Source organism: Glutamicibacter sp. AOP5-A2-18, assembly GCF_052446055.1.
Classification (GTDB): domain Bacteria; phylum Actinomycetota; class Actinomycetes; order Actinomycetales; family Micrococcaceae; genus Glutamicibacter.
In genome coordinates this window covers 887,605-908,346 of the sequence record NZ_JBQSVW010000001.1, presented here as the reverse complement: position 1 = coordinate 908,346, position 20,742 = coordinate 887,605, and the positions used below count along the sequence as shown (strand labels likewise).

21 protein-coding genes and 1 riboswitch are annotated in these 20,742 nt (G+C 56.1%); of the genes, 7 read left to right on the top strand and 14 right to left on the bottom strand.

Translation table 11 applies throughout. From position 1 onward, the window contains the following. The first annotated feature begins 143 nt into the window (after positions 1-143). Positions 144-377 carry an RNA-binding S4 domain-containing protein gene (locus ACT3RW_RS04330; protein ID WP_131090069.1) on the top strand — a complete coding sequence of 78 codons (234 nt, stop codon included), beginning with the start codon at positions 144-146 and terminating at the stop codon, positions 375-377. A 3-nt stretch (positions 378-380) separates the two neighbouring features. Here ACT3RW_RS04330 and ACT3RW_RS04325 read toward each other — a convergent pair whose 3' ends face one another. Both ACT3RW_RS04325 and ACT3RW_RS04320 read right to left on the bottom strand, forming a co-directional pair. Next, entirely contained in the window at positions 381-1,028 is a 648-nt protein-coding gene (locus tag ACT3RW_RS04325) for an alpha/beta hydrolase (RefSeq protein WP_444612932.1), read from the bottom strand. 551 nt (positions 1,029-1,579) lie between these two features. After that, positions 1,580-3,139 (bottom strand): HNH endonuclease signature motif containing protein, encoded by a 1,560-nt coding sequence (locus tag ACT3RW_RS04320; RefSeq protein WP_444612931.1) that lies wholly within the window; start codon positions 3,137-3,139, stop codon positions 1,580-1,582. 345 nt (positions 3,140-3,484) lie between these two features. Between ACT3RW_RS04320 and ACT3RW_RS04315 the strand changes: the two genes are divergently transcribed. Next, positions 3,485-3,883: an SHOCT domain-containing protein gene (locus ACT3RW_RS04315; protein WP_444612930.1), complete on the top strand. Its 399-nt coding sequence runs from the start codon at positions 3,485-3,487 to the stop codon at positions 3,881-3,883. Between the two features lie 70 nt (positions 3,884-3,953). Continuing rightward, complete coding sequence (locus tag ACT3RW_RS04310; protein WP_444612929.1) at positions 3,954-4,811, top strand: SGNH/GDSL hydrolase family protein; 858 nt, start codon at positions 3,954-3,956, stop codon at positions 4,809-4,811. Between the two features lie 96 nt (positions 4,812-4,907). Here the strand turns inward: ACT3RW_RS04310 and metX are convergent, their stop codons facing one another. Beyond that, complete coding sequence (gene metX / locus ACT3RW_RS04305) at positions 4,908-6,041, bottom strand: homoserine O-acetyltransferase MetX (protein ID WP_444612928.1); 1,134 nt, start codon at positions 6,039-6,041, stop codon at positions 4,908-4,910. A gap of 2 nt (positions 6,042-6,043) precedes the next feature. Continuing rightward, positions 6,044-7,387, bottom strand: coding sequence for a bifunctional o-acetylhomoserine/o-acetylserine sulfhydrylase (locus ACT3RW_RS04300; RefSeq protein WP_131090075.1), 1,344 nt, complete (start codon positions 7,385-7,387; stop codon positions 6,044-6,046). A gap of 89 nt (positions 7,388-7,476) precedes the next feature. Beyond that, positions 7,477-7,597: riboswitch (SAM riboswitch) on the bottom strand. A 172-nt stretch (positions 7,598-7,769) separates the two neighbouring features. On the opposite strand from ACT3RW_RS04300, the gene ACT3RW_RS04295 reads away from it, so the two are divergent. Next, positions 7,770-8,414 carry a VOC family protein gene (locus tag ACT3RW_RS04295; protein ID WP_262198153.1) on the top strand — a complete coding sequence of 215 codons (645 nt, stop codon included), beginning with the start codon at positions 7,770-7,772 and terminating at the stop codon, positions 8,412-8,414. A 54-nt stretch (positions 8,415-8,468) separates the two neighbouring features. Here the strand turns inward: ACT3RW_RS04295 and ACT3RW_RS04290 are convergent, their stop codons facing one another. Then, on the bottom strand, positions 8,469-8,888 hold the full coding sequence (locus ACT3RW_RS04290; RefSeq protein ID WP_444612927.1) for a GNAT family acetyltransferase: 420 nt from the start codon (positions 8,886-8,888) through the stop codon (positions 8,469-8,471). Positions 8,889-8,905: 17 nt separating this feature from the next. Continuing rightward, complete coding sequence (locus tag ACT3RW_RS04285; protein ID WP_444612926.1) at positions 8,906-9,676, bottom strand: CPBP family intramembrane glutamic endopeptidase; 771 nt, start codon at positions 9,674-9,676, stop codon at positions 8,906-8,908. 73 nt (positions 9,677-9,749) lie between these two features. Here ACT3RW_RS04285 and ACT3RW_RS04280 point away from each other — a divergent pair, with 73 nt between their 5' ends. From ACT3RW_RS04280 to ACT3RW_RS04270, 3 genes are all read left to right on the top strand, one after another. Continuing rightward, positions 9,750-10,595, top strand: coding sequence for an aminoglycoside phosphotransferase family protein (locus ACT3RW_RS04280; protein ID WP_444612925.1), 846 nt, complete (start codon positions 9,750-9,752; stop codon positions 10,593-10,595). 84 nt (positions 10,596-10,679) lie between these two features. Continuing rightward, on the top strand, positions 10,680-11,021 hold the full coding sequence (locus tag ACT3RW_RS04275; RefSeq protein WP_444612924.1) for a hypothetical protein: 342 nt from the start codon (positions 10,680-10,682) through the stop codon (positions 11,019-11,021). 102 nt (positions 11,022-11,123) lie between these two features. Beyond that, positions 11,124-11,558, top strand: a complete 435-nt coding sequence (locus ACT3RW_RS04270; RefSeq protein WP_444612923.1) for a hypothetical protein — start codon at positions 11,124-11,126, stop codon at positions 11,556-11,558. Between the two features lie 146 nt (positions 11,559-11,704). Here ACT3RW_RS04270 and tpx read toward each other — a convergent pair whose 3' ends face one another. The 8 genes from tpx to tdh all read right to left on the bottom strand — a co-directional run bounded on the left by tpx (position 11,705) and on the right by tdh (position 20,738). Beyond that, positions 11,705-12,202, bottom strand: coding sequence for a thiol peroxidase (tpx, locus tag ACT3RW_RS04265; RefSeq protein WP_131090082.1), 498 nt, complete (start codon positions 12,200-12,202; stop codon positions 11,705-11,707). 79 nt (positions 12,203-12,281) lie between these two features. Beyond that, positions 12,282-13,472: an imidazolonepropionase gene (gene hutI / locus ACT3RW_RS04260; RefSeq protein WP_444612922.1), complete on the bottom strand. Its 1,191-nt coding sequence runs from the start codon at positions 13,470-13,472 to the stop codon at positions 12,282-12,284. 245 nt (positions 13,473-13,717) lie between these two features. Further along, entirely contained in the window at positions 13,718-14,665 is a 948-nt protein-coding gene (locus ACT3RW_RS04255; RefSeq protein WP_444612921.1) for a carbohydrate ABC transporter permease, read from the bottom strand. Further along, positions 14,665-15,801, bottom strand: a complete 1,137-nt coding sequence (locus ACT3RW_RS04250) for a carbohydrate ABC transporter permease (RefSeq protein ID WP_444612920.1) — start codon at positions 15,799-15,801, stop codon at positions 14,665-14,667. The genes ACT3RW_RS04255 and ACT3RW_RS04250 overlap by 1 nt, the downstream gene beginning before the upstream one ends. Before the next feature lie 68 nt (positions 15,802-15,869). Further along, positions 15,870-17,234, bottom strand: coding sequence for an ABC transporter substrate-binding protein (locus ACT3RW_RS04245; RefSeq protein ID WP_131090086.1), 1,365 nt, complete (start codon positions 17,232-17,234; stop codon positions 15,870-15,872). Between the two features lie 125 nt (positions 17,235-17,359). After that, positions 17,360-18,385 (bottom strand): LacI family DNA-binding transcriptional regulator, encoded by a 1,026-nt coding sequence (locus tag ACT3RW_RS04240; protein ID WP_131090087.1) that lies wholly within the window; start codon positions 18,383-18,385, stop codon positions 17,360-17,362. A 69-nt stretch (positions 18,386-18,454) separates the two neighbouring features. After that, positions 18,455-19,654 (bottom strand): glycine C-acetyltransferase, encoded by a 1,200-nt coding sequence (locus ACT3RW_RS04235; protein WP_444612919.1) that lies wholly within the window; start codon positions 19,652-19,654, stop codon positions 18,455-18,457. 31 nt (positions 19,655-19,685) lie between these two features. After that, on the bottom strand, positions 19,686-20,738 hold the full coding sequence (tdh, locus tag ACT3RW_RS04230) for an L-threonine 3-dehydrogenase (protein ID WP_444612918.1): 1,053 nt from the start codon (positions 20,736-20,738) through the stop codon (positions 19,686-19,688). Positions 20,739-20,742 lie beyond the last annotated feature (4 nt).

Sequence of the window (20,742 nt, the reverse complement as noted above, 5' to 3'; positions counted from 1 at the left end):
GTCCGTAGAAAAATACATACCGTTCAAGGGTATCGTTTCCACGGCTCTGAGACTAAGCGAATGTGGGTAACGCAAAAGTGAACTTCCCCGCTCTTGGCTTTGTTGGACGGCCGAAGCGTCAGATATAGGGAAGAATAGAAGCCATGAGTGCCAACGAAGCTTTTGACCTAGAAATCCGCGACGAAACCATCCGCTTGGGCCAGCTGCTTAAACTGGCATCCCTCGCCGAAGACGGCATCCACGCCAAAGAGCTTATTTCCGAGGGCGTTGTTACCGTCAACGGAGCTGTTGATACCCGCCGCGGTGCGCAGATCCGCCCGGGCGACGTTGTCTGCGTGAATGGCGAATGTGTAAAGGTCACCTCGCAACAGCAGTAATCTTTACTGCCCGAGTACAACCTTCTTGAGAAACGTGTCTACGTCCTCAAGTTCCTCTTTGCTAACCGAGTGACCGATCTGTGGATAGGTTTCGCTGGTCAGCTCGGTATGCTTCGAGACCCATCCCAAGGTGTATTCAACTTTGTCGCGGGTAATCACCGGGTCGGCGAGATCCCGTCCCCAGAACATCGGGATCGGATTTTCTTGCACCGTTGCGTCGTCAAAGATCTCTAGTCCCTGTGGCTCAACAGCGAATCCTGATAGACCTACGACTGCGCCAATGGCATCTGGCTGGAACCTTGCTAATGAGGTTGCCATGGCCATTCCTTGGGAGAAGCCGAGCAAAGTCACCGACGAGTGCTGCACGCTCAATGGCTCCAACAAAGACCACAGAGCCTGAACGCTTTGTCCCACCGCTTCGGTCGAATAATCGATTTCCTGAGACAGTGGGAACCAGCTGTAGCCGGACCCAGCAGGTAGCGGTGCTCGCACCGATAGATAAGTGAATTCCTCGGGTAAGTATCGAGAGAGTCCCATCAGATCTTGTTCGTTGGATCCGTAGCCATGAAGGAACACCAGCAAAGGTGTGCCGATACGAGAATCGTCGTTGCGAGAAATGATGGCGACCGGCGCAGTGTCTGATGAAGTCATGATTCTAAGACTAACTAACCGATCTGCACATTCAGTAGAGCACCAGTGATTCGTCGGCCTTGGGCAAAGCAGATTGAACCGATGAGGTCGGTTGTGGAATGAAAGAATTTTTCGTTCAGCCATGGTTTTGGGGTGCAGAGAATGTTGTGTTCTCTCAAGAGAATTCCGCAACGTCGTGAGCACTGGCGCCGCAAGTTGAACCGCCTGAGTTTTCTGCATAGCAGGGCACACCCTGGGCGACAGGAAGATGCCAATGATGCGATGCAACGGGCGACAGGCATCGATTAGTGAACGAAAATTTTTGTCATGATTAGCGCCGGGTGACGTAAGTACACGCTCTAGAATCGTTGACTCAAGATGTAGTGACTGAAAAAATTTTTCATTTGGAGTCGATGGCGGGCATCCCCGAATTCCAAGAGGCTAAATAGCGCAAGAAGGATCTAAGGCGGTCACCTTCAGGACCGTCGTTCGGGTTGAGGCTATAGGTATTGGGTGTTGCTTAGTGACTGAAAATTTTTGTCACTCAAGATTCCGTGCTGCGGGTAGGCCAGTCAGCTACTCTGGGTCGCCGGTTGTCCGGTGTTCATCGGATATCCCAGAACCCGATCTACCTCCGGATTCATTTCCACAAGTGGTAACGGGATTATGTGCGGTCGCTGGGAGCCATGATCATCGAGGTGGTCTCGTCCGCTAGCAATATTGACGCTTTCCGAAGTGACGATAGTGTTCACTCCGTGCGGTGATACCCATGATCTGGTGCCGTCGGGCCTGGCCACGACTTTCCAGCCCAGTGCGTGCTTGAACATTTGATGCTGCTTACAGAGCAGGTGCGTATTTTCCCGGTTCGTGTTGCCACCGTGAGCCCAATCATCAATATGATCAATCTCGGATCGGTCCGCACTACGCCGACATCCTGGGAAGCAACAATGCACATCCCTGAGACGAAGCAGGTCCTTCATCGCCTGCGAGGGGCGGTAATTCCTGCGCTCAACATCGATCACTGCGCCGGTCCATGGATCGGTGAGCACCCTCTGGAATGATGGCGCATCTTTTGCCAACTGCACTGCGAGCCCGACCGGAATGGGCCCGTATCCTTCTAGATCAGCCAATGCTTTGGTGGGATCCACCAACATCTCCAAGGCAGGAATGGTGATAGAGAGTCGAGGCTTCAGCGGTGTACCCTGAGCGCCAGGCCATCCGTTGATCATTGCATCGGCATATACATCCGCCAGGATCTGATCTTGCGTCCGCCCGTCTTTCGGGTCGTTGATCTGATCAGTAGCCCAGCGCAGCGAATGGGTGATCGACTCGATCACGTCGACACGGTGGTAGAGCTTTAGACATCCCATGCCGTTTTCTTCTTCCCACCACGTGACTTTGCGAGCAGCTTCTGACTTCTTGTGTCGCTCCGCAGCTGCCTCTGGATTCATCCTGTCGTGATAACGGCGAGCTCGCTGATAAACAACATCGTCGTTTGCCGTTCTAGCCACCGGCAAAAGTACACGTTCCATAGTCGCGATCTGATCCGGTGAAAGGTCCTGAGCGAACTTGATGATGTGCTGGGCCGCTTTGCGGGTAATTTCACCCGCGGCCAGTGCGATCAGAGTGTCCTTACAGACGTGCCGTAGCCCCTTAGCAGTAAACATTCGCTTGCTGACTTTACGAGGGCTTTCACGCAGGACAATTGCGGCTTCCGCAATGAAGTTGGAGTTTATGACCTGGTCATCGCTCGGATCAACGCCATAGAATTCCGCACTCCTCTGGGCTTCGCGAACTTCTTCAGGCGAGGCAGCGTACTGGGTAGCCAGCACCTCGGCAAAGCTAGTCCCGACCTGCTCAACCGAGTCGGCTAGTAGCGTTGAGGTCAGCGCATCAAGGCTGCTCTTCAGTCGCTGCACCTTGCCCAGCCGATCCAGCGCATCGCCGGGACCGTTCACGGGCCCGGCATCAAAGAGTTCATTAGCCAACTTCTTCATCGGTCCGTTGTAGAGCTGATGGTCAACCTGCTTACCAACGACGGAGTCCAGGTGGGATTCCCTGCGGGTGCCCGCAGGGTGCAACGGGAGACGATGTTCATCGTCATAATCTTCTACAAATTCTGGATTTCTCATGCTTAATTTTCCCACTCAGAGCCGACATTTTGTACTAGTTAATGCCTACCTGTGGATACTCATTAGTATATTTTTACGATTGTTTGCTCTTGCGAACTGAGCGTCCCACCCGGCACTCTCTGCGCCAACGGGCCACCTTCCATCAAGAGGGATGCGCACTGTGCCAAAGAAACCCTCAAGGGCATCAGGGATTCAGATAGGCGCAAGAAATTACAGATCGATAAACATTTCAAAATTCACTCCGCCATACCAAAAACGCGTATTTGACTAGTACAAAAGATTTCATTGCCTCACTGTGAGCGCTTCGCCAGTAGAGCAGATTCAGCCCAACCAGAATTAGGTTCCATGAAACGTTTCGAAGTAATTGACGAATTCCCCGAGCTCGACACAACCGACACGTCAAGTTTCGGTTTTATGGAAGACTCTTCATCCAGCGGATCAGGATTTATTGACACCGCATTCGGCGTAATGCCGGTTCTGATCGGTATTTTTGTGGTTCTCTTCTTGGCCGTCATGGCCTTTATTATCTATTCCCAGGTGCGCAACTACCGCAAGATCAAGAGCGCTGGAATGGATCCACTAACCCTCGAGGCAGACTTGGCAACTCGGTTGGCACAATCAAATTTGCTCGCCCCCAAGAAGTCCCTGGAAGCAAAGTTGAACGAACTTGCCGATCTTCGCACCCGCGGAGTCATCTCCGGGGAAGAGTACGAGCAGGCCCGCCGCGACGCACTCAAGGAATAAATGGCACGGTGTTGCAGATCATCCCTGAGACTGATTGACGGAACGTTACCATACGGTAACAATATAAATTGTGCCTAAAGATTTTGATTTCGAAACCAGCAATTCCACGGAAAAGACGCTCCATCCTTGGCGCCGCTATGTTGCCCTAGGCGATTCGTTCACCGAAGGGATCGGCGATCCAGATCCCTCAAACGCAGGACAGCATCTTGGCTGGGCGGACCGTCTAGCCCAGGAGCTGAGCACCTCAGTCCCGGACTTCGCCTACGCAAACTTGGCGATCCGCGGCAGGCTGATCGGACAAATTGTTGCCGAGCAGTTGGCCCCGGCCGTCGAGCTGAAGCCGGACTTGATTTCACTCTGCGCAGGCGGCAACGACGTACTGCGCCCGGGCGGTGACCCGGATAAGATCGCGGACATTCTTGACGGCGCGGTCTCCAAGCTCAGCGCCACCGGTGCGACGGTGCTCCTTGTTACCGGTCCAGATATTCGCGATACTCCGGTGCTCGGAAGCATCCGCGGCAAGGTCGCGATCTACAACGAGAATGTGCGCGCCGTCGCCGCTCGCTACGACGCGATCGTGGGCGATATGTGGGCCCTGCGTGAACTGCACCAACCGCAGATGTGGGCACCGGACCGCCTGCACTTCTCCCCTCTGGGGCATCAGCGAATCGCCGCCATGGCGCTGGATTCACTCAACGTACCGCACACCTTGGATACCAAAGTGGAGCCGGTGCAGGATCTACGCACCTGGCGCGAGGCACGCTTCGAGGACCTACACTGGGCGCGCGAGCACTTGGCCCCGTGGGTGCTGCGTCGTTTACGTCACCAGTCTTCGGGTGATGGCATCAGCGCAAAGCGTCCGTCGGCCACACCATTTACCGTGGCTAAACCGAACGATTCCCTCGGCGCCGGCGACTGCGCACAGTAGGGGTTAGAAAACAGCAAAATAGTAGGGACAGCATCCACCGAAAACTGGTGGCGGCTGCCCCTACTGTTGTATGGGCTCTTGTATGGGCCGACTTCTTTAGCGGTTAAAAACCGTTGTGCGCAGAACACCATCGAGCTGATGCGCGTCGGTCAAAAAAGCATCGTGCCCGATCGGGGAATCGATAAAGTGCACCGGCACCGGTGTTGGCAGTGCCGCGGCTAGCTTGTGCGATTGCTCCGGGAAGTACAGACGGTCCGAGCTCACGGCGACCACCAGCACGTTCACGTTCTCCAGCCTCGCTAAGGCGGAGCACAGCGAGTCGTGACCGCGAGCCACGTCGTGGCTCATCAGCGCTTCGGTCAGCAGCAGGTAGCTGTTGGCATCAAAGCGGTTGGCCAGCTTCGTGGCTTGGTGGTCCAGGTAGCTTTCAACTTGGTAGCGACCGCGCGGCCCCGAGAGTTTGCCCGTGGGCGCCTCGCCAGGTTGTGCGGTGCGACCAAAGCGCGCTTCAAGTTCAGCTTCCGAACGGTACGTGATGTGCGCCAGACGCCGAGCCAGGCCTAGCCCGGCATGTGGGCGCGCCTCGTTGGCGTAGTAGTCTCCGCCAGCAAAGTTCGCATCCAGCCTGATGGACTGGGTCTGCACTTGAGCGAAGGCGATCTGTTCCGCGGTGGCTTGGGCACTAGATGCCATCACCACCAGGTTTTTGACCTGCTCGGGGAATTCAACGGCGTACTCCAAGGCTCGCGCCCCACCCATGGAACCACCAATCACCGCATGCCAGGAGCTAATTCCTAGCTGCGCGGCCAGGCGCGCTTCAAGGCGCACCGAATCTTTGATGGTGACAAAGGGGAAACGCGACCCATAGGGTACACCGTGTGCGTCCGGCGAAGACGGCCCGGTGGATCCATTACAACCGCCGACCATATTAACGGCGAGAACGAAGTACTTTGTGCTGTCGATCGTGGCCCCGGGGCCGATAAAGCCGTCCCACCATCCGGGTAGGGATGAATGCCCCTGGGCGACATGTGCGTCGCCGGTCAAAGCATGCATCACCAGCACGGCGTTGGAGCCATCGGCGCTCAGCTTGCCCCACGTTTCGTAGGCGAGTTCTACCTGTGGCAGGTAGCCGCCAAACTCAAAGTGGTACTCCCCCACAGCGCTACGGCGCGTCATGCCGTCTTGGCCGTGGGCGAGCGGTGTTTCTTCGTTGGTTGCAATGGATGCCATACCTAGAGCGTTTCCTGCAATTCCTTATTCTCAAGGGCTGCCACAGCGTTAAAGCCCAACTGGAGATCGGCCAAAATGTCCTTGATATTTTCTAGTCCGACGCTCAAGCGCACCAAGCCGGGGCTTACGCCCGCGGCAAGCTGATCGGCCTCGGAGAGCTGAGCGTGGGTGGTGGACGCCGGGTGGATGGCCAGCGAGCGCACATCGCCGATGTTGGCCACATGGGAGTGCAGCTCAAGGGCGTTTACAAAGGCTTGGCCTGCCGGCGCACCGCCAGAAAGCTCAAAGGCGAGCACCGATCCGGCGCCGTGCTGGCTGTACTTCTTGGCGCGCTCAAACCATGGTGAGGAGGCTAGGCCCGCATAGGCGACCTGCTGCACTTCATCACGGGCTTCGAGCCAGTTGGCCACTTCGCGCGCGTTTTCACCGTGGCGCTCAACGCGCAGGGACAGGGTTTCTAGCCCCTGGGCGATCAAGAACGCGTTAAAAGGTGACAGCGCTGAACCCAAATCGCGCAAGAGCTGGACTCGCGTCTTGAGGATGTAGGCCAGGTTGGCGCCGAGGATGCCGTTCACGCCAAGATCGCGAGCAAAAACCAGGCCGTTGTAGGACTCGTCCGGGGTGTTAAAGCCCGGGAAGCGCTGCGGGTCCTTGGCAAAGTCAAAGTTGCCCGAGTCCACAATCACCCCGGCGATCGCGTTGCCGTGACCGCCCAGGAATTTGGTGGCCGAGTGGATGACGATGTCAGCCCCAAATTCGATCGGGCGGATCAGGTACGGAGTGGCCAAGGTGTTATCCACCAGCAGCGGCACTCCATTTTCATGGGCGATCTTGGCGATTTCTTCGATGTCCAGCACGTCTTGGCGTGGGTTGGAAATGGTTTCGCCGAAGAACGCCTTGGTGTTTGGGCGCACCGCGTCGCGCCAATCCTGCAGGTTATCCGGGTCGGCCACAAAGCTGACCTCGATGCCCAGGCGCTTAAGCGTGTGCTTAAGCAGATTCTGGGTTCCGCCATACAAACTTGGGCTGGCCACCAGGTGATCGCCGGACTCGGCGAGGTTCAGGATGGCCAAGGTGGTCGCGGCCTGTCCGGAGGACAGCAACAGCGCACCCACGCCGCCTTCTAGATCGGCGATGCGAGTTTCTACTGCGTCGGTGGTGGGGTTGCCGATGCGGGTGTAGATCGGTTCCAGTTCCTGCAGCGCAAAACGGGCTGCAGCACTTTCTGCGCTTGGGAAGACAAAGGAAGTGGTCTGGAAGATCGGTAGTGCCCGGGCACCGGTGGTTGGATCTGGGGTCTGCCCGGAGTGGATCTGACGGGTTTCAAATGACCAGTTATTGCTCATGGTTTCCTCCAAAAATAGTTCTGTGACTTTTGGGGTAGACCACTGAGAAGACACCGACAGAAAGATCCTCATGAAGGCACTTCCAGGGTTACCCGCGCTTGTCCTTAGCAGCTTTTTGCTCCTAAGGGCCAGGTCTTCACCCGGGGCACCCCACCGCGGTTGGAGGGTTGCCGCCCAGTAAGCCGGGGCTTATTACTGGGACTCATGACCTACTTCCAGTGTGCCCGAAAACCGAAGATTTTTGCAATGTGAGAGCGCAAAATGGGTAGCAATCGGTCATATTTCGCGCCAGGCGCGATTTAGGTGCAGAGAATTCGATCACCGATTAAAAATTAGGCTTGCCTAAGTAGAGACTGTCATCACATGTTGTCATGATGGGCACATGATGAGGTTAGATCACGTAAGTTATGCCTGCGGCCCAGATGGGTTGCTGCCAACCGCGCAGAGAATCTCCGAGGCCTTGGGTTTGGAGTTCGTTAAGGGAGGCGTGCATCCGCGCTTCGGAACACGTAATGTCATCTTCCCGTTGAAGCATGGTCAGTATTTGGAAGTGGTTGAAGTGCTCAACCACCCCGCCAGCGACAAGGCTCCTTTTGGCCAAGCGGTACGAGCGCGTTCTGAGCTCGGCGGCGGCTGGATGGGCTGGTGCGTTTCGGTGGACGATCTGTCCAGCGCCGAAGAACGGCTGGGCCGCAAGTCGGTTCCGGGCAACCGCAAATTCCCCGATGGTCGCGAGCTGACCTGGCAGCAGATCGGCATTAAGGGTTTGATCGCCGACCCGCAGTGCCCGTACCTGATTTCCTGGGACGAAGAAGCTAAGGATCTGCATCCTTCCAAGGCACTTGAACCGAGCGGCGCGATCAGCGAGATCACCATTGCCGGCTCGCGTGATCGTGTGCTGGAATGGTTGGGGCAACCTGAAAACGTGAATCTGGGCCCAGTAGTCATGGACTATGAGGCACCCAACGGTACCCCGGGAATCATGACGGTGACCTTCGAAACCGATAACGGTCCGGTTGTGCTGTAACAACAACATCTTTCAAAGGTAGGCGGGGACAATGGCGTCCCCACCTACCTCTTTTTATGTGCTGGCATCCAGACGCTTGCCTAGAACCACAACGTTTTGGTCCACAAATCCCAGACGCTCATAGAAATTGAGCACGGCAGCGTTTTCATTACGCACCATCAACTGCACCTTGGGCACACCACGGTCCACTAGCCAGCTTGTTGCGGCCTGAACCATTGTGCTGCCAAGCCCGGTACCCTGCTTGAGCGGATCAACGGCCACATAGTAGAGCCAGCCACGGTGCCCGTCGTGGCCCACCATCGCAGTGGCAACAACTTTGTCTTCCTCGATCACGGCCAGCACCGTGGAAGTTGGGGTATCTAAGGCACGCTGCGCATCGGCGTATGGGTCGTTCCACGGCCGGGTCAGCCCGGTGGCTTCCCACAGTGCCACGGCTTGGTTTATCTGTTGCGCGGTCAGCTGTGAAATCTGCATGCCTACAGTTTAGGGGTTTAGTTGCCGATCCCGATCGCCGGACCGATCAGGGCATAACCGACAAAGCCGATGGCATCAAGCAGGAAGTGCGCGATCACCAGTGGCATCACCCGACCGTACTTTTGATAAACCCAGCCGAACACCACGCCCATGAGCATATTGCCGATCATCGGCCCCACTCCTTGGTACAGGTGGTAACTGCCACGGATCACTGCCGAGCCGAAGATCGTAGTCCACAATCCTAGGTTCAGCTTCTTTGCGTAGGTGAACAGGAAGCCGAGCATTAGTACTTCTTCGAGGACCGCATGGCGCACCGCCGAGAGCAACAACACCGGTACGCTCCACCAGTAGTCCCCCAGGTTGGCCGCCGAGATCGCGGTAGTGATCCCCAGTGCTCGACCGGCTGCATAAACGCCTAGGGTGCCAAGCCCCATGGCTAGGAACAGACCGGCGCCAAAGAGCGCATCTTTGCCCGGGGTGCGTAGGTCAAAGCCGATCTCGCGCACCCCTCGCCCGGTGCTGCGCTTCATCAGGTAAAGGGCCAGCAGCACCGGCACCAAGGCAAAGAGGATATCGAGTAGCTGGTAGGAGAAGTCAAAAAATTCGCGGTTGCTCAGTTGGTTGTTCAGCAACGTGGTCTGTTCGTGCAACGGTCCGCGGGTGAGTTTGTCGGCGAAGCTAAGAATCGAGTACACCGCGCTTTGGCCCAAAGACAAAGCTAGGACCACAACGATCTCAAATTTCAGGATCTTTCGTGTTGGGCTTGGCCCAAATTCTTCGACACTCACGCAATAGATCATAGGCTGATTAGGCTGTGTTTGTGCTGAGGTAACCTAAAGGTAGTGAAGTAAAGGAGCATGTGTGAGTCGTCCTGCCACCAGCGAAGAACTGCGTATCGCCCGCCAATTACGCCCCGATCTTTCATGGGAAGATGCCGGAGTTAATGAGGGCGGCCAGTTCCACAAGGTAGTCATCGCCAATCCGCATTCGGTGATTCGTATGGCCCGCACTCCCCAAGCTAGCGCGCAGATGCCGCGTTCGGTGAAACTGCTGGAGCAGCTTTCCGGTCAGCTGGATTATCAGATCCCGGTGGCGACCTCGCAGATTCTGCAGGTTAACGGGCTCAGCTCGGTGGCCATGAGTTTTATCCCTGGCAGTGCCCACGAACCGCACTATGGGGATCCGAAAGTTTTGGGAAAGCTGGTTAATGATCTGGCTGCTGTTGAATTGGAACCTCTGAGCAAGTATCTGGCCGAGCCCTTTGCTTTCCGCGGTGAGTGGACCGAAAAACGCCAGCAGCAGTGTTTCGACGCCTTGCCCGATCAACTGCGTGGGGCTGCCAGAAGGCTTTGGGCACAGCTAGATGAGCTGGCCCAGGTCCCGCCGGGGTTGGTCCACGGCGATCTAGCTGGACACAATATGCACTGGGTGGGTGAAGAGCTGATCGGCATCCTGGACTGGGATCTTGCCGCGGCGTGGGATCCTGCGCTGAATACCGCGTACCTGAGCCTGTGGCACGGTCTTCAGATGGTGGATCTGATCGCACCGAATCGGGACGAAGCCTATCGAGCAAAAATCTGGCTTGGCCTGATGAGTTTGGAGCGGCTCTCCGATACCCTTTTGCGCGCCGATGATCGGAACATCGACAAGCTGATAGACAAGATTGGGCCGCGAATCCTAGAGGCCGCGCAGGCGGTGAGGAACTGATGGTTGAAGCTCTGGACCCTCGTCCCAACGAAGCGGCCCAACGACTCGCGCACCGCCGTGGAGCGCACAAACTGAAGCTCATCGGTGAAGGTGTCGAGTTTCTGTTTTTTCAGCGCGGTCATCGGGATGGAACACGAAGGCTATCGGGTGCCGCGAGCACGTGTTTATGACACCACAAACAATCCAGCTACTCCAGCTTTGGGCCTGCAACATAAGGAACTAGAGCTCAGCGTCTGGGCGTTTGGAGCATTTGCGGGGTATCGCGCTGGGATTCCGGAATCTTCCGCCCTCTATTACACGATCGTTGTTGGAGACCGGCGGATTCAGGAAGGTTCTACACTCTCGATTGCGAAGAGCCCCATTGATGCGGTTACAAAGTACTCGGATACCACACGCGTTCAAGGCACGTTTTACATCTTCAAATAGCGCAAATACGCCGCAGGAATTATGATTTCAAGCGGATCAGAAACGGTGTTCTCTTCAAACGGAATCCAGTTTCGGGTCATAGCTTTCTAAACGAGGGAAATTTTGAAACTGAAAGAGGCACTGCCACTCGCTTTCGTTGTAGGCATTTCGGTTGCATTCACAGGATGTTCGGTCAGCGACTCCAACGCTCCGACGCCGAAGAGTTCGGAGACTTTAGAACCGATGCAAAGCCACGAGCTCGTGGCGATCGCCACGACAGTTGAATATGAGGACCAAAAGATATCTCTTGCTGTTCCACTTCAAGGTGGCAGCTATTCCGTGATACTTGAGTGCTCAGGCGAAAACAACTCGTCTGTCATCACATGGCAAAGCGATAAGCAGCAGAACCATGGCGAAATCACTGTTCCGTGCACCCGTGAAGCCGGAGTGGTCCGCGAACAAATCACTCTCGACGGTTATTCAAATTCGTTGACTTTCGTCACGCGCAATTTGGTAGGACATGAACTCAAAGTATCTGTTGCGCCGGTCGCAACATAGTTATTGTTGAGGCTGTCGTTACCCACCTCGAACACGTTTTAGCGAATCAGCGGTTTGTTCGATAACTTCTGGGGAAGCAAGAGGCCCATCCAAACTTGATGTTCGGATGGGCCTCTTGTGCGCATCAGGATTGGTGCGACAAGTGATTAGCTCAGTGCTGCGATAGCTGCATCGTAGTCTGGCTCGGTGGTGATTTCCGGAACGACCTGGGTGTAGGTCACCTTGCCGGTTTCGTCCAAGACGATGACCGAGCGGGCCAACAGGCCAGCCAGTGGACCGTCGATCTGGGTTACGCCGTAATCCGAACCGAAGTCCGAACGGAAGACCGAAGCAGCCGAAACATTCTCGATGTTCTCTGCACCGCAGAAGCGGCCCAGTGCGAATGGCAGGTCAGCAGAAACGCACACAACGGTGGTGTTCTCTAGGCCAGCAGCCAGCTCGTTGAATTGACGAACGCTAGCAGCGCAAACGCCGGTATCAACCGACGGGAAGATGTTCAAGACAACGCGACGGCCAGCCAGCGAATCGCTGGTGAGGTCCGCAAGGTCGGTGTCGGTGAGGGTGAATGATGGAGCCTGCGCGCCTACGGCTGGCAGTTCACCAATGGTCTGTACGGGAGTTCCCTTAAAAGCAGTATTAGCCATGGTTCTTGTTTATCACGAATGCCTATTTGACTGCCAGATTTTCGACAAACCGGCCAGAACAAGTCGTGGGGTTATCGCCTCAGCGCACCAGCTGGCCTGCTTGATAAACGCTGTGTGTCAGGTTCATTCCCGGCCGATAAGCCAGGTGTGCAGCGCCCGGAGCATCAAGTACGTGAAGGTCTGCACGCTTGCCAACCTCGATGGAACCCACTTGATCGGCAATGCCCAGTGCCAGTGCTCCCCCATAGGTGGCCGCCTCGATGGCTTCGGCCAATGACAGGTTCATCTGCAACACCGCCGTAGCCACGCAGAAGTTCATGTTGCTGGTGTAGCTGGTCCCGGGATTGCAGTTACTCGCCAGGGCAATGCTCACCCCAGCGTCCAATAGTTCGCGTCCTGGGGCCAGTGGCTGTCTGGTCGACAAGTCGCAAGCAGGCAGACAGGTGGCTACAGTTCCGGGCTTCCCGGAGCGAGTCTGGCGATCCCACTTGCTCCAGCTTCCGGCGAGCGCCTGGATATCCGAGTCGTCTAGGTAATTTACGTGGTCTACCGAATGGCTACCGAATTCGACGGCCAGCTTCACCCCGGGGCCTGCACCCAGCTGGTTTCCGTGAACTTTGGTCGACAGATTTTTGTCTTGGGCTGCTTGCAGAACGCGACGGGTTTGCTCCTCGTTGAAGGCTCCGCGTTCACAGAAGACATCAACAAAGTCGACCTGCTCTGCCACTGCATCAAGCATGGGACCGGCAACCAGGTCGGTATATTCATCGGCGTCGGAACCGGCAGGAACCAGATGCGCTCCAAGGAAGGTGAGGGTATCGACGATTGGTCCGCCCAAGCGCGCATGACGGATCTCCTCAGTCAGCTCCAATCCGTAGCCGGTTTTGGTTTCCATCCATGTTGTTCCCATGGATAGGGCTTCGGCACGGCGTGAGGTGACTAAATTAGTAAGCTCGTCATCGGTCAGGTTTCTGGTGGCTGAGGTGGTGACCGCAATTCCGCCGGCTGCGTAGGACTGGCCGGCCATGCGGGCAACAAACTCTTCGGCTCGGTCTCCCCCAAAGATCAGGTGACTGTGTGAGTCGACCCAACCTGGCAGCACGGTTTTTCCCGTAAGGTCGTGAACTGTATCGGCTGTTGGTGCTTCAGCCGCGGCGCCGATCCACTGGATTCGGTCCTCACAGATGAGTACTGCGGCGTTCTGCAACACGCTGCCGGTGGCATCAACGGTGACAAGTTGAGCGATATTCGTCAGCAATGTTGTACCCATGGGCTGGCCCTTCCAGTTATCTGCCGCAGCTCGCCGCGTGCAAGCGATTAACAATTTCCCTACTCTTCTTGAGCCTACGCGGTAGGGATGTGAAGTTTTTGTTCTCGCCCAGTTTCGAATCCGGGATTTCAGACGTGCGTCTCGAAGGGGCAGATATAGCAGCGGCCTCGGTCCCTACTGAGCATCTGCAAGTGATGTTCGGCAGGGACCGAGGCCGTTGGTGAGATGGTGATTCCAGCTTTGCTTTAGCCCTTGGTTGCTCCGGCGAGCAGACCTCGAACGAAGAAGCGCTGCAGCGCAAAGAACACTGCCAGAGGAACGATCATCGAAATGAACGCGCCCGCGGTGAGCAGCTCCCACGATTGTCCGTAGGTACCCGAGAGATCCTGCAACGCTTTGGTAATCGGTAGTTCTCCACCGGAGGTGAAGACCGTTGCCACCAAGAGGTCATTCCATACCCAGAGGAATTGGAAAATTCCGAAAGATGCAATCGCGGGCATGGACAAGGGAAGAACAATTCGCGAGAAGATCTTTCCATGACCAGCACCATCAACTCGGGCGGCCTCGATGACTTCGTTAGGGATTTCCGAAATGAAGTTGTGCAACATGAATATTGCTAGCGGCAAGGCAATGATGGTGTGGGCAATCCAGACCTTGGCATAGGCACCGTCAAGTCCATTGATGCCCAACCCCGGCAGGATATACAGCCCACCGATTTTCACTCCGTCCGAAAATAGCTGGAGCAACGGAACCAACACCATTTGGATCGGAACAATCTGCAGGGCAAACACCAGAACGAACAGCGTATTGCGACCTTTGAAATTGATCCAAGCAAATGCGTAGGCCGCGAGGCTGGCAATGATGATCGGTATGATCGCCGCCGGAATGGTGATGACCAGCGAGTTCAAGAATGCCTTGGACAACGGCAAGCTATCGCCCGAGGCGAAGGCCTGAGCGTAATTGTCCAACGTGAATGACGGATTGGACAGGGCCGTCCACCAGCCCGAGGTCTTGATGTCATCTGCTTGCCTGAATGAGGAGACAAAAAGGCCAAAGGTAGGGATGGTCCATACCGCAGCAATGATAAATGCGGCGAGGGTAGCCCCGCGAGAAGTAGTGGCCTTACGCAGCTTCCCGCTGGTTTTTTCGGTGGCCTTGAGCAGGCGCCGAGATGATTCGCTGACGGCGCTCATCAGATGCCCCTTTGTTTATTGTGCTGTCGAACGTTGTAGATGATGATCGGCAAAACCAAGATAAACAAGATGACTGCCAACGCCGAGCTGTAGCCGGTGCGGGCACCGAGCTGGAACTGGCGCACCATCTCGAAGGCGAGCACCGTGGTATCTGAACGGCCACCGGTCATCGATGAGACGATGTCGTAAACCTTGAGCGAAGCAATCGAAATGGTGGTCAAGACAACGATCACCGAAGAACGAATCCCGGGAAGAGTGACATTGGCGAAGCGTTGCCATGGGCTTGCCCCATCAAGGTCAGCTGCTTCAAGTTGCTCAGTAGGTACACCCTTGATCGCTGCGGAGAGGATCACCATGGCGAATCCGGCTTGTGTCCAGATCAAGATGATGACCAGGAACAGTGTGTTCCATGGTTCAAGCCCGAGCCAGTCAACAGGTTTAGCACCAAATGCGGTGATGATGGCATTCAGAACACCGATCTGGTCGCCTTGACGGGTGTCGTAGAAGAACTTAAAAATGATCGATGCGCCGACAAATGAAATTGCCATTGGCATGAACACCAGAAGTTTGAAGAACTTCTCGCCGCGGCTCTTATCGATGAACACTGCATAGGCCAAGCCGATAATCGTTGACACCACGGGAGCTACCAGTACCCAAACCAAGGTATTGAGCAACGCGGTCACACCATCAGGGCTAGTGAAGACCCAGGCAAAGTTCGAAAGTCCGACAAAGCCGGATCCGTCATTGGCCATAAATGCGCTGAACGCGGTTCTGATGGTTGGGTAGATCAACCCGATGGCGAGCAACAACGCTGCCGGGGCCAAAAAGCCTGTGAGTTGAAGTAGGGAGCCTGCGCCGTGACGTGAGCGTCGGTCCATGAAAAAGAGTATCGCGCCGAGCACGGCAGCAATCGCGGCAACCCACATCACTGAGTTGTACAGCCCTAGGATCAGCAAGATGATGACCGGAACTAGTACGGCGGCGGCAAGCCGAACGATGGTGAAGGCGCGGCCTCGTTTAGTGGCTAGCTCTACAAAAGCCAGAATCACAAAGACCAGCACGCCGAAAGCGAGAAGAACTATGGGGATTTGGCCCAGCGGTGGCACACCAGCAAGCCACTGGAAAAATTCAGACATAACAGACAACTCCTACAACGCCGTCAATGGCCGGCAGAACCGGCCATTGACGATGAGTTAATCGGTGACTAAGAGTCATAACCGGACTGAATGTTTTCAAGCACTTCCTTGGTGGACTTGCCATCAACCCAGTCCACTAGTCCCTTCCAGAAGGAGTCGGAACCGACGCTCTTTGGCATCAAGTCCGAACCATCAAAGCGGAAGGTGGTATTTGGATCCTGGAGAAGCTCAACAGCGGAGCGCAGCAGGTCGCTGCTGGCATTTTTAGGATCCAGTCCGGAGTTTGCAGAAATGACGCCACCGAGTGAAACGCGGCTATTGGCCCAGTCTGCGCTGGCCAGGTATTCCTGAACCTTGGCGGTGTCTTCATCGTTGGAGAAGGCAGCAACAAATTCGCCACCGCCAACGACGGATACCGGATCATCGGCCTTAGCAGGTGGGGCAACAAACGCCCAGACATCTCCATCTGGTGCAACGGTGGTCTTTTTACCGTCAGCATTCTTGGAGTCCAAAACATAACCTTCCAAGAAGGATGCCTGGTGGGTCAGTGGGCAGGTTCCCTTGGCCACTGCGGTGGACACGTCGCCGAATGCGGTGGAGTTGATCGACTTAACGTCACCATATCCGGCATTCACCTGCTTTGGATCCAACAGGATCTTTCCCACCGATTCGAAGGCACTGGTGACTTCTGGGGAAGTAAATTCTAGATCGCCAGCAACCCACTTGTCGTAGGCTTCGGTTCCGGCCTGACGCAGTACGGCGTCTTCAATCCAGTCGGTGCCCGGCCAGCCTGAGGCTTCACCTGAAGCAAATCCGGCACACCACGCTGGCTCGTTGGTCTTCTTAGAAATCTCGGTGCCAAGATTGGTCATCTCGTCCCAGGTCTTCGGTACGCTCACACCCCACTCTTCGAACTGCTTTGGTGAGTACCAGACATAACCCTTGACGCTGGCCATCAGTGGAACACCGTACTGGACGCCTTCAACCTTGCCGTAGTTCTGCCAGTCTTCGGACCAGTTGCTTTGCAGTTGGCTCTGCACTGCTTCGGGAAGTTTTTGTACCTTGCCCTGCGCCACGGTGGCCTGCAGAAGACCCGGCTGCGGGAATACGGCCAAGTCTGGGGTGTCTCCACCTTGGACCTTGATGCCGATCTGAGATTCAAAGTTCTTGTCGCCCGTGTAGCGGATCTTGATGTTGTTCTCCTCGGACCACTTGGCCCAAGACTTTTCCAACAATTTGGCTTCGAGGCCGGTCACCGGACCATAGATGTCAACAACACCATCGGCCTTACCTACTTGGGCTTCGCCTCCGCCACCACCGGAAGCATTAGGGTCATTCGGGTCTGCACCGCCGGAGCATCCTGCCAGAAGCATGCTGATTGCTGCCACTGAAATAAGCGGCGCGAACTTCAATCCGCGTTTTGTACTTTTCATGCTGTCCTCCACGTTGAGTAGCACCGAGCGCGTTAATCCGGCCGGGCGCGAATGATCTCTCTTATAGTGACGTAGATCATCGACGCGCGTCAACACTTGCGCTTAAATGCACAGCAGAAAGTAGATTATGACTTTGGTTTGGGAGCCGGGCCGGAGCTTTGACGGACAGCCATTTCTGGGGAGACTAGCTCTTGAATGACTTGAGGAACCCGGGCTTCAATCCCTTGCACCAGTGCATCAACGGCCTTCTGGGAGATACGTTCGCCAGGGGGTGCCACTGTGGTCAAGGCAGGAGCAACCATCTCGGCTGATCGACCGCTCACGCCCAACGCGATGACCGAAAGGTCCTGCGGAATTTGCAAGGAGGCCATACCTGCGGCGTTCACGAAGCCAGCGGTGGCGAACTCTTTCAGACCCAGTACAGCCGTGGGACGCGAGGCTAATTGCAGGTAGGTTTCCAGCGCTTCGCGGCCACCGCGAGCGTTGTTCTCCACCGGGACTTCAAGCATCGGAATATTTCGCGCCGCCGCTGCTTGGGCGATGGCTCGAGCGGTACGGATGGCCGGGCCGTTGCCGGCTTGTTGATCTTCCACAGACACGTTGATGTACATGATCGATTGGTGACCGAGATCGGCTAGGTAATCCACCGCGATGCGTCCGGCTTCGGCAAAATTATTGTCGACATAGGACAGATCTTCGCTGTCATCGGGACGGCCAATGGAAGCAAATGGGATCTTGGCCCGACGCAGGACATCAAAGCGCGGATCGTTGACCGAGACCTCCATAAGCAGCACACCGGCGACCAGCTTTTGGCCGACCAAACTCTCCAAGCCCATCACATCGGTCGTGGGATTGGACCAGAGCAGCATGTGATAACCCAGCGCACGGGCACGTTCCATGGCCGCGGAGACGTACTCGAACTCGGTGGAGGAATAGCCGTCAACACTGGTGGGAAAGTGCAAAGCCAGGATGCCACGACGCGACCCAGCCAAGCCCTGGGCAAAAGCATCCGGGGTATAGTTTAGCTCCCGCATGGCTGCCAGAACTTTGGCTTTGGTCGCATCGGAAATAGTTCGCCGGCCACTGATCGCGTAGGACACGGTACTGGGAGAAACTCCGGCTAGGCGCGCCACGTCGTCCCTTGTAGCCATCAGTCCTCCGCCTTTGGTTGTGCTGACACGTAGTTCCTATTGAAACACGTCGGCGGGCGTTGTACCGGTTCAGCGGCTGGCGATAAATGCCTGAACGCAGGCTTCAATATCCTGCGCAGAGTGGGCGGCAGAGAGCTGAACACGAATGCGTGCAGCTCCCTTAGGCACTACGGGGTAGCTAAAGGCCGTGACAAATACGCCGCGTTCGAGCATCTTGGCTGCCACGTCGGCGGCCTTGATTGCATCGCCGAACATTACCGGGATGATCGCATGTTCACCGTCGAGCAGTTCGAAGCCCTCTTCGCTCATCCGACGGCGGAAGTGTGCTGCATTTTCGAACAGCTTTTCGCGCAGTTCCCCGGAGTCCACTACCAGTTCCAGGGCTTTGATCGTGGCGGCAACAATTGAGGGAGCCAAAGAATTGGAGAACAGGTAAGGACGGGCCTTTTGGCGCAGCATTGCCACGATTTCACCGCGTCCTGAGACGTAACCGCCGGAAGCTCCACCAAGGGCTTTGCCAAAAGTACCGGTGTAGATATCCACCCGGTCAGAGACCCCAGCATGTTCCGGGGTGCCAGCGCCGGTTGCGCCCATGAAGCCCACCGCGTGGGAGTCATCAACCATCACCAGAGCGTTGTATCTGTCGGCCAAATCGCAGATGGCTTCTAGTGGTGCAAGGTAGCCGTCCATGGAGAACACACCGTCGGTGACAATGATGGTGCGCCGTGCGCCTTGTCCGTCGTTGAGCTGCGCGGCGGCCTGTAACTGGGTTTCCAGATCGGCCATATCGCGGTTGGCATAGCGGAATCGGGCGGCCTTGGACAGACGGATGCCATCAATAATCGAGGCGTGGTTCAGCGCATCGGAAATGATGGCGTCTTCCTTGCCAAAGAGGGATTCAAAAACGCCACCGTTGGCATCAAAGCAGCTGGAGAACAAGATGGTGTCTTCGGTGCCCAGGAACTGTGAGAGCTTGGCTTCCAGTTCCAAGTGCCCATCTTGGGTGCCACAGATGAAGCGGACCGAGGCCATGCCGAAGCCGCGCTCGTCCATGGCAGTTTTTGCGGCCTGAATGATCTGGGCGTTATCGGCTAGACCTAGGTAGTTATTCGCACAGAAATTCAGTACCTTGCGGGCATCGGTGCCCAAAGAACCGGCCAGGATGGAGGCGGACTGTGCGGAGTCAATGTGGCGTTCGGCTTTGAATAGCCCGGAGGTCTTTAGCTCTTCAAGCTCGGTGCTGAGCTGGTCTTTAAGGTCGGTGTACATGGGTGGTGCTCCTTGTTGATGCGAGTTGTGCTTAGCTTGCGAAAACGGTCCAGTCGAGAACGACTTTTCCGCCGTGCCCGCCTCGGGCTGCCGCGAAGCCCTGCTGCCATTCGGTAGCCGGAACAAAGTCCGTGACTACCGAGGAGATGCGTTCGCGCATAACTTCGGAGCTGGTGAGCATGGCGCTCATGGCGTACCAGGTTTCGAACATTTCGCGGCCGTAGATACCTTTAAGCGTGAGCATGTGAGTGACCACCTTGCCCCAGTTGATGTCAATGGAAGAACTAGGCAAACCGAGCATGCAGATCTTGCCGCCGTGATTCATGTTCTCGATCATTTCCGGCAAGGCGCTTGCGTGTCCGGACATTTCCATGCCGTAGTCAAAGCCCTCGACCATGCCCAAATCACGCTGTGCTTGGCCGATTCGGGTGGTTCCTACGTTCACCGTCAGGTCCACACCCATGGATTGGGCCAGCTCGAGTCGTTGATCCGAGATATCGGTGATGGCGATCTTGCGCGCACCCACATGGCGGGCTACCGCAGCGGACATCAGACCGATGGGTCCAGCGCCGGTGATCAGTACGTCTTCGCCAACCATCGGGAATTGCAGCGCGGTGTGTACCGCGTTGCCAAAGGGATCAAAGATTGCGCCGAGCAATGGAGTGATGCGTTCGTCGCGGTGAATGTAAACGTTACTTTCGGGGATCACCACATATTCGGCAAAGGCGCCATCGCGTTGCACTCCAACCGAATCAACGTTGATGCACATCTGCTTGCGTCCGGCACGACAGTTGCGGCAGATTCCGCAGACCACATGGCCTTCGCCGGAAACGCGGTCTCCCACTTTGACACCGTGGACAAAGGATCCGGTGTCAACAACTTCGCCGTAGAACTCGTGGCCTGGAACCAGCGGCGTATTGATCATCGCTTTGGCAGCGTCATCGTAGGCTTCGATGTGCAGGTCGGTGCCGCAAATTCCGGTGGTCATCACGCGGATTTTTACGTCGTGGACGCCGACTTCTGGCTCGGGGAGGTCCACAAGTTCCAGTCCTGCGTGGGGACCTGATTTGTACAGTGCTTTCATGCAT

Coding starts and splice junctions, on each gene's coding strand:
- ACT3RW_RS04330 (WP_131090069.1), top strand. CDS start 144: ATGAGTGCCAACGAAGCTTTTGACCTAGAAATCCGCGACGAAACCATC.
- ACT3RW_RS04325 (WP_444612932.1), bottom strand. CDS start 1,028: ATGACTTCATCAGACACTGCGCCGGTCGCCATCATTTCTCGCAACGAC.
- ACT3RW_RS04320 (WP_444612931.1), bottom strand. CDS start 3,139: ATGAGAAATCCAGAATTTGTAGAAGATTATGACGATGAACATCGTCTC.
- ACT3RW_RS04315 (WP_444612930.1), top strand. CDS start 3,485: ATGAAACGTTTCGAAGTAATTGACGAATTCCCCGAGCTCGACACAACC.
- metX (WP_444612928.1), bottom strand. CDS start 6,041: ATGGCATCCATTGCAACCAACGAAGAAACACCGCTCGCCCACGGCCAA.
- ACT3RW_RS04300 (WP_131090075.1), bottom strand. CDS start 7,387: ATGAGCAATAACTGGTCATTTGAAACCCGTCAGATCCACTCCGGGCAG.
- ACT3RW_RS04295 (WP_262198153.1), top strand. CDS start 7,770: ATGATGAGGTTAGATCACGTAAGTTATGCCTGCGGCCCAGATGGGTTG.
- ACT3RW_RS04290 (WP_444612927.1), bottom strand. CDS start 8,888: ATGCAGATTTCACAGCTGACCGCGCAACAGATAAACCAAGCCGTGGCA.
- tpx (WP_131090082.1), bottom strand. CDS start 12,202: ATGGCTAATACTGCTTTTAAGGGAACTCCCGTACAGACCATTGGTGAA.
- hutI (WP_444612922.1), bottom strand. CDS start 13,472: ATGGGTACAACATTGCTGACGAATATCGCTCAACTTGTCACCGTTGAT.
- ACT3RW_RS04255 (WP_444612921.1), bottom strand. CDS start 14,665: ATGAGCGCCGTCAGCGAATCATCTCGGCGCCTGCTCAAGGCCACCGAA.
- ACT3RW_RS04250 (WP_444612920.1), bottom strand. CDS start 15,801: ATGTCTGAATTTTTCCAGTGGCTTGCTGGTGTGCCACCGCTGGGCCAA.
- ACT3RW_RS04245 (WP_131090086.1), bottom strand. CDS start 17,234: ATGAAAAGTACAAAACGCGGATTGAAGTTCGCGCCGCTTATTTCAGTG.
- ACT3RW_RS04240 (WP_131090087.1), bottom strand. CDS start 18,385: ATGGCTACAAGGGACGACGTGGCGCGCCTAGCCGGAGTTTCTCCCAGT.
- ACT3RW_RS04235 (WP_444612919.1), bottom strand. CDS start 19,654: ATGTACACCGACCTTAAAGACCAGCTCAGCACCGAGCTTGAAGAGCTA.
- tdh (WP_444612918.1), bottom strand. CDS start 20,738: ATGAAAGCACTGTACAAATCAGGTCCCCACGCAGGACTGGAACTTGTG.